This is a genomic window from Confluentibacter flavum, assembly GCF_002843175.1.
Classification (GTDB): Bacteria; Bacteroidota; Bacteroidia; order Flavobacteriales; family Flavobacteriaceae; genus Confluentibacter; species Confluentibacter flavum.
The window spans coordinates 1-7,256 of sequence record NZ_PJEO01000022.1 but is presented as its reverse complement, the minus strand read 5'-3'; the positions used below and the strand labels follow the sequence as shown (position 1 = coordinate 7,256).

Sequence of the window (7,256 nt, the reverse complement as noted above, 5' to 3'; positions counted from 1 at the left end):
TAACGTGAGTTCGACGTAAAAAAGTTGATTTATTTATAATAAAAAAGCGAAAAATTTAGTAAATTAAAGTTCTGAATTTCAATTATATAACTAAATATTTCGCTATGATTTCCGATTCTAAAATTACTGAAATTTTCTGTTCTATTGATGATTTTTGTCTTGAATTTGTCCCTTTTTGGCAAAAAAGCCTACTGGCCAATGGAAAAAAGCGCACCAGAGCTTCAAAAATGGGCCTCTCTGAAGTAATGACCATTCAAGTGCTTTTCCATTTATCCGGGTATAAAACCTTCAAGGATTTTTATATAGGCTATGTCTCAAAACATCTAACCAGTTATTTTCCAAACCTGGTATCCTATAATCGTATGGTGGAACTCAAAGGGCAAAGCTTTATGCCCCTGGCTATTTACCTCAAAGTTTGTGGATTGGCAAATTGTACGGGGATTAGTTTTATAGATTCTACGCCCCTAAGGGTTTGTGACAAGCGAAGAATTAACCAACATAGGGTATTCAAGGATTTGGCACAAAGGGGACAATGTTCCCTGGGTTGGTTCTATGGTTTCAAATTGCACATAATCACCAATGACCAAGGCGGTATCATTGATTTTATGATAACTAAAGGCAATGTGGATGATAGAAAACCTTTACGCTTCAAAGCCTTTGTTAAAAAGCTGTTTGGGAAGCTCTTTGGTGACAAAGGCTACATCTCCAAAGATCTATTTACTGAGTTGTTCTATAATGGAGTGCATCTGGTAACCAAGCTTAAAAAGAACATGAAAACAAAACTATTGACCCCTGTGCAAGATGCTTATCATTTAAGAAAAAGGGCCATTATCGAAACTATTTTTGACCAACTCAAGAACATTTGCCAAGTTGAACATTCTAGACATAGAAGCGTAACCAACTACTTCAATAATATTTTTGCCTCACTTATTGCCTATAATTTTAAAGATAGAAAACCTTCTTTAAAAAACAACTTCGTCGATACAAAGCAACTGTATTTAACTTTATAATTACATCGAACTCACGTTAATTAAACTTATAAAAGTCTTATTGACATTTAGTTAGCATTAAAAATAAATAAATTTCTTTCAAAAACCATAAAGTGATTACATATTCTTTTAAATAGCTGAATTAATTATCTATTTAAAAGGACTTCACACATTTTTTTATGTCTTAATAAAAGACAAGTCCAAACAACAATTCCGAAAACTATAGGGAAGAACATGTTATAAAGCGGATCACCGTGAATGATATGTGTTGCCACGGCACCACCAAGCCAACCAGTTAGTAATATAGCTCCAATGAAAGCTGTTTTTGGTATGGCATATAATAGGGTGCTAACCAATAAAATGATGCCTAAATAATGTACGGAATATTCTGGATAGCCCATCTCTTTGGCGCCTGTTACTGCCATTTCAGTCATTAGTAAATTATTAAAAGCGCCCATTAAAAGCATAATGACGATGATACCTTGAAGAATGTAGGATATCCATAAACGTAATTTTGGTATGTTATTATTTGTGGTCATAACTTATTAAATTTTAGATATTAATTTTTATAATTTATCATCCAATTGATGCCATATTTATCGGAAAACTCACCAAAGTAGGCACCAAAAAACATATCTGCCATGGGCATTGTAACAGTGCCCTCCGCAGAGAGTTCATTAAAGAGTCTGTCTGCTTCTTCCCTTGTTTCAGGTTCAATGCAGAGGTGCATATTGTTTCCTTTTGTCAATACAAAGCCCATTTCCTTTGGAGCGTCTGTTCCCATTAAAATGTGGTTTCCTGTGATGGGCAATTCTACATGCAACACCATTTTTTTAATGGCATCGGCTACGGGTGGATGTCCAGCATCGCTTGGAATATCTCCAAAACGTTGAATACCTTTTCCTGAGAATTCGGTTTTAAAGACGCTTTTGTAGAAATTAAAGGCTTCTTCAGTTTTGCCATCAAAATTCAAATACGTAGTGACTCGTGGTGCATTGTCTAATTTTAGTTCGCTTCTTAATTTGAATTTTTGTTCAATATACGCATCTAAATTGTCAAGAGCCATAGTAAGGCCTTCTTGGAATCCTAATGCAATTATTTTCTCAAGATCAGCTAGACTTTCATAAGTGGCTACAATGGAGACAAGGGTTTTATTCGAATTCTCTATAAATCTATTAGTCCATTGCGTTCGTGGCATGTCTTTATTGGTAACACCATCTTCATCACAAAAGGCATCTAAACCAGAGTAACTTTTCTTCGGGTCGATTTTTAAGTAATCGTTTTTGCACCAATGTTTTTCATTTTCTGGGCTTATCATATAATACAGCCACGTACCACCTTCTTTAAAATCCATAGATTTTGTAACCATACGATAAGGTTTTGGTGCCCACCATTGGTCAAGAATTTCTGGTTTGGTCCAAGCGTCCCAAACCAAATCGAGGTTTGCTGCAAATTCGCGATCTATGTTTACTGTGTTATTTGCTTTGTTTAGGGTAAAGTTGAATAAAAGATTATTTTTCATTTTGGTTTATTTTTTCGCATAAGTAAGCATTAAGTTTTTTTATGCTTTGTTGTGCTCATTAGTATCGTTTTGAATTTTTGCTAAATATGCATCTAGGTTGTCAAAGCGGTTTTCCCAGAGTTTTCTAAACTGTTCAAGCCATAGGTCTATTTCTTTCATCTTGTTTTTTTCTAGATGGTAATATATTTCCCTGCCGACCTGTTCTTGTTTGACTAATTCGCATTCCGAAAGTATTTTAATATGGTTAGAAACCGCTTGTCTAGTAGAATCAAAATGCTCAGCTATGGCATTGGGCGTCATAGCTTGTGTGGTAAGAAGCACTAAAATGGCTCTTCTAGTAGGGTCGGCAATGGCTTGGAATATATCTCTTCTCATTTTCAATACATTAAATGCGCAATCAATCGTTTGCAAATATATATGCAATTAATTGATTGCGCAACTTTTTATTGACTTTTTTTAATTAAGGGTTTTTGTAGTGGTGAAGAAGATGTCGCTTTGGTAGTACACTTTTATTTCTCAGCAATACTTTTTAGTTTATCCAATGCCTTTGGCCAGGTAGTTTTAAAATAATCCAAATAATCTTCAGTGGTATCCATGTCGACGGTTACAGTAGTGACTCCATTACTTTCATGTAATGTGTAATTTTCTAATCCACCTGCCCATTTTTCAACCTGTTCTCCTTGGGTAATTTCGGTGTCTCCATCTAACATACCATAATGACGAATGGACACAAATTTGGAAGGAATAATATCCGCAATTTCTGAAATCATGCCGCCGCGGTTGCCGTGTTCATCGGTGCCAATAAAATATATTTTAGCGCCTTTTTCCCATGTGCCTTCGTAGGTTGAGGTTGGATTAAATTCAGAGGTCCACTGTTCATAGGTCTCTATGTTTTTAAGTCCTAACATGGTTTCAAAAACCTTTTCCGCAGAAGATTCTATATCTATTTTAAATTGTATTTTTTTCATAATTTCAAAAGTTAATGTATTTATTTTTCTTTTACTTTTTTCAAGTTTATAAAAATCCACCCAGCTAATAGAAAGAAAACGATGGATGTAAATAATGGTACAAACCACATCTTTTCAGGTTCTATATTCAAGGCAATCAATAACGAGCCAACAGACATTACAATGGCAGTAACGGCGTATCCCAATTCGTCATAAAACCAAGCGTAGGGAAATAGATGAGCACCCGTAATAATGGCATACGTCATTATAAAATAGTCAGGAGATTTAATCAAGATGAATATTAGAAACGGAAAATAGATTAATTGTGCGAAGTTCAACCAAAGACCCAAAGGTTGTAACGGATTGTTTTTTACTTTCCAATTTGTCTTTAGCACTTTAGATAAACCAAAAGCCAATGGCAGTAAAATGGCTCCAACTATAAACGTGAGTATGCTTTTTTCGTAAGATGTATAATCCAATGTCCATATGAAGTATATAGCGAACCATACAATTCCAGCGGAAAGAATAAAGTCAATACCGTTTTTAGCTTGTATTTGGATTTCTAATTTTAGTTTTGAAAAAGTTGGTTGTTCCATAATTAAAATGTTGGTTTATTGATAGATGTTTTTTTATTCAATGCTAATATTTAACCTTTTTTCCCAATCCAACCCAAATGAGTATTTTTAAAATTATCATTGAATTTTAGGCCATAGCCAAAACTTCTATCCAAGGCTGAATGTCCGAATAAAATCACTCCCGCCAAATTGAGTAAAGAATTATTTAACCAAAACCCCAAAATTAAAATGGTAACTGCAACTAATTTATGGTGAAAAAAATTATACAACCAAGCACCTATTTTAGGATTGACCAAATATCCAATCATTGATAAGTCAGGTATTAAAATTAAGGCAGGAAAAATCCACCAAACATAGTCTAATTGGCTAAAAAGAATTATTGAGAGTAAAAACTGTCCTAATTCTTCAAGTTTCAAAAGATTATTCATCCTGTTTGTCATATTTACTGAATTTACATATTATAACACAAAGGTCTAAAATGTTTCTGCATTAATTTATTAAAGTCTTTCACGGTCAGACTGGGTTCTTTAGGAATGGTAGAACTTTTTGGTGAAAATGAAACTTCCGGCTACCGAGAAATTAGGTAATTTATTAGCATGCGGTTAGCTGCTGGCGTGAATGTTTTTTCTACAATTATGTAACTTAATCCCTTTTGCCGTTTTGCACATTGTTGTACTTTTGTTATTATTTAATCACTTATTAGTTGATACAACTAAAATTACTCTTCAGAGTCTGCCAACTTTTTAGTATCCACATATTGCTGAAAGGCAGTAACTTTTCCTTCATCATTAAGAGCCCACAGATGTGCGGCTTGTGCATTATAGCTCTTTCCAGTTGCTTTTACTTTAGCATCATATCGTAGTGTGGCTAAGACCATATTCTCATTCATGCCGTAAATTTTGACATCCTGTAGCCCAAAGTACTCGTGGTTAGCTCCAAGACGTGAAAATACACCTTGTACAATGGCGTCTGGACCAATGTAGGGATTACCATCTGCAAGCGAATTGCTTTCGGCTTCGTTCCATTCGATCTGGGGATGCATTAATCCCAGAACAGTTGGCATATCGCCAGTTGAAAAAGCGTTGTATAATTTTTCAATAATTTGAATGTTTTGTTCAGGTTTCATGGTTTTGGTTGTTATTTAGTGCCTACTCTGGACGGTTTTCGGCTTTTCCGTTTTTTATTTCTGAATTGACGGGTCATATTGAAGCACAACGTTTGGTGTATAGTTAGTTGCGTGGTTAAGCACCTAATTTAGCAAATAAAAACGAACGAGAGAAAATTCCGAAGGAATTTTCCGGATTAGCACTAGCCAAAGCAATTAATTATACACAGCCTTTCGTTATTTATTAATCGTTTATGGGGTGAAATTTTTATGGACCCAACTTCTAAAATCTCCACTAATATCGAATTCGTCTCTTACTTCTTGAATATTATTTATCACACAAAAGTCATTCTGATTCATATATTTAAACATTTTTGAAAGGTCTTTTCCCATAGCTAATCTTGTAATAAACCCTGGAAGTTTTTTGTAGCTTACAGGCTTATTAATAGTTTCTGAAAATACTTGGGGGATTTTACCAATCTGCCATTCATCAGTTGCGATTGAAATTGTTTTATTATTGTATTTTTCTTTGTTAGAAATTACAGTAGCAGCTATTTTTCCAATATCGTCAACTCCTATCATTTGTTGATTACACATTTTATTTAGGGGAGAAATATACTTTCCTTTTTTAATATCATTAGCGACTCTTGGGAACAAATGATTTTCATAGAACGAAGCTGGTCGAAGTATGGAATAATTAAGGTTTTTAGATTTTATATAATTTTCAAGTTCAAACTTGCTCTCAAAATGTGGTACAGCTGTATCTAAGTCTGAGCCAAGTACAGAGGCGTATACCAAATGAGTTTCGTTTTCTGGCTTAATTGCGTCAATAAATCGTTTTCCTTCTAGTATCTCTCGGTCTTTTCGCTGCAAAGCTTGAACTAGATATACTGCGTCTGCCTGATCAAGATATGATTGAAAAGAATCAGGATTGTTAATATTCCCTTCAATAACTGTTACACCTCGTTCCTTCCATTGCTTCGCTTTTTCCGAATTTGCATTACGAGTTAAACCAATAACGGAATTATTTTGTTCTAATAGGTGTTTTGCAACAGCGCTACCTTGGTTTCCAGTGATTCCAGTGATAAAGATATTTTTTTTATGTTCCATAAATGAATTTTTCTACTAATGAATGGTCATTATGAAGGCTAACGTGTTCGTGTATGGAAAGTTGCGTGTTTGTGGGCGAGGATTTTCCGAAGGAAAATCGGAAGCCGGCAAACAAGCAACCAACTTTGTGCCAGCTAAAAATAGCAATTTTTTATACACGGTGTTGTGGTTAGTTATTTTTATCCGAGACATAAACTTCTTTTTCGAAATATTTTTTGTGATTGCTTACAGTTCCAATTGCCGAATCATTTCCTATGTTTTTAATTTCATATAGTTCCTCGACAATTTGTCCCTTAATATTTTGTTTGCCTTTTTTGTATCCATAAACTCCGAACCAAAAATCATTGTCTTTTATACCAAAAGTATCCAGTTTAGTTTCATTTTCAGAGTATTTGTTTTCAACGACAACATATATTAGTCTTTTGTAAACATTGAAATTAGAATTATAATTAAATCTCGCAATATTTTTGTCTAAATGAATTGTGTCTGGAATCTTTAATTCAAAAAATGAACTAGTGTCATATTTGATTTTTCCCTTTTGGTCAAAGTATATCGATTGATTTTTATGCAAACTATCCTTAACTATAATCCACTCAGTTTTTTCCTTTAGTCCGCCGTTAGAACGGTAATAATTCCACCAACCATTTGGGAAATTGTTTTTTACTATTCCTTTATCCTTAATTTTTCCATTTTCATAAAAGTTAAATAAAGAATCGGAGATTTGTCCATTTACATAGTTGGTTTTAGATTTCAGTTCTCCGTTCTCATAATATTCTTCGTAAGTTCCGTTTTGAATGCTGTCTTTGTCAATTTGAACTTTTAGTTTGACATTTCCACTTGGATAAAATTCCGTCATGAATTGTTCCTTTTTGCAGGAAATTAATGTTAGAATTAATAAAATTAGAAAAAGGTTTTTCTTCATTTTCGGGGGTTTGTCATAATTAACCACAACGTGTTCGTGTATGGAAAGTTGCGTGTTTGTGGGCGAGGATTTTCCGAAGGAAAATC

10 protein-coding genes are annotated in these 7,256 nt (G+C 34.0%); 1 reads left to right on the top strand and 9 read right to left on the bottom strand.

Translation table 11 applies throughout. The annotated features are described in order from the left end of the window. The first annotated feature begins 104 nt into the window (after positions 1-104). The gene (locus tag CSW08_RS07670; RefSeq protein ID WP_106657880.1) at positions 105-1,010 is read left to right on the top strand and encodes an IS982 family transposase; all 906 of its coding nucleotides are present in this window, start codon (positions 105-107) and stop codon (positions 1,008-1,010) included. Positions 1,011-1,135: 125 nt separating this feature from the next. Here the strand turns inward: CSW08_RS07670 and CSW08_RS07665 are convergent, their stop codons facing one another. The 9 genes from CSW08_RS07665 to CSW08_RS07620 all read right to left on the bottom strand — a co-directional run bounded on the left by CSW08_RS07665 (position 1,136) and on the right by CSW08_RS07620 (position 7,170). Next, positions 1,136-1,528 (bottom strand): DoxX family protein, encoded by a 393-nt coding sequence (locus CSW08_RS07665; RefSeq protein ID WP_106659323.1) that lies wholly within the window; start codon positions 1,526-1,528, stop codon positions 1,136-1,138. A gap of 20 nt (positions 1,529-1,548) precedes the next feature. After that, positions 1,549-2,511: an SRPBCC domain-containing protein gene (locus CSW08_RS18460; RefSeq protein ID WP_106659322.1), complete on the bottom strand. Its 963-nt coding sequence runs from the start codon at positions 2,509-2,511 to the stop codon at positions 1,549-1,551. A gap of 39 nt (positions 2,512-2,550) precedes the next feature. Beyond that, positions 2,551-2,886, bottom strand: coding sequence for an ArsR/SmtB family transcription factor (locus CSW08_RS07655; protein ID WP_106659321.1), 336 nt, complete (start codon positions 2,884-2,886; stop codon positions 2,551-2,553). 134 nt (positions 2,887-3,020) lie between these two features. Beyond that, entirely contained in the window at positions 3,021-3,479 is a 459-nt protein-coding gene (locus CSW08_RS07650) for an SRPBCC domain-containing protein (protein ID WP_106659325.1), read from the bottom strand. A 20-nt stretch (positions 3,480-3,499) separates the two neighbouring features. Further along, a complete protein-coding gene (locus CSW08_RS07645; RefSeq protein WP_106659320.1) occupies positions 3,500-4,054 on the bottom strand; it encodes a DUF7010 family protein in 555 nt (184 codons plus the stop codon). 50 nt (positions 4,055-4,104) lie between these two features. Continuing rightward, complete coding sequence (locus CSW08_RS07640) at positions 4,105-4,449, bottom strand: DUF4260 domain-containing protein (protein WP_317044924.1); 345 nt, start codon at positions 4,447-4,449, stop codon at positions 4,105-4,107. A 302-nt stretch (positions 4,450-4,751) separates the two neighbouring features. Further along, complete coding sequence (locus CSW08_RS07635; protein ID WP_106659319.1) at positions 4,752-5,159, bottom strand: nuclear transport factor 2 family protein; 408 nt, start codon at positions 5,157-5,159, stop codon at positions 4,752-4,754. Positions 5,160-5,390: 231 nt separating this feature from the next. After that, positions 5,391-6,248 carry an NmrA/HSCARG family protein gene (locus CSW08_RS07630; RefSeq protein ID WP_106659318.1) on the bottom strand — a complete coding sequence of 286 codons (858 nt, stop codon included), beginning with the start codon at positions 6,246-6,248 and terminating at the stop codon, positions 5,391-5,393. Between the two features lie 169 nt (positions 6,249-6,417). Further along, positions 6,418-7,170, bottom strand: coding sequence for a toxin-antitoxin system YwqK family antitoxin (locus CSW08_RS07620; RefSeq protein ID WP_157831439.1), 753 nt, complete (start codon positions 7,168-7,170; stop codon positions 6,418-6,420). Between the last annotated feature and the right edge of the window lie 86 nt (positions 7,171-7,256).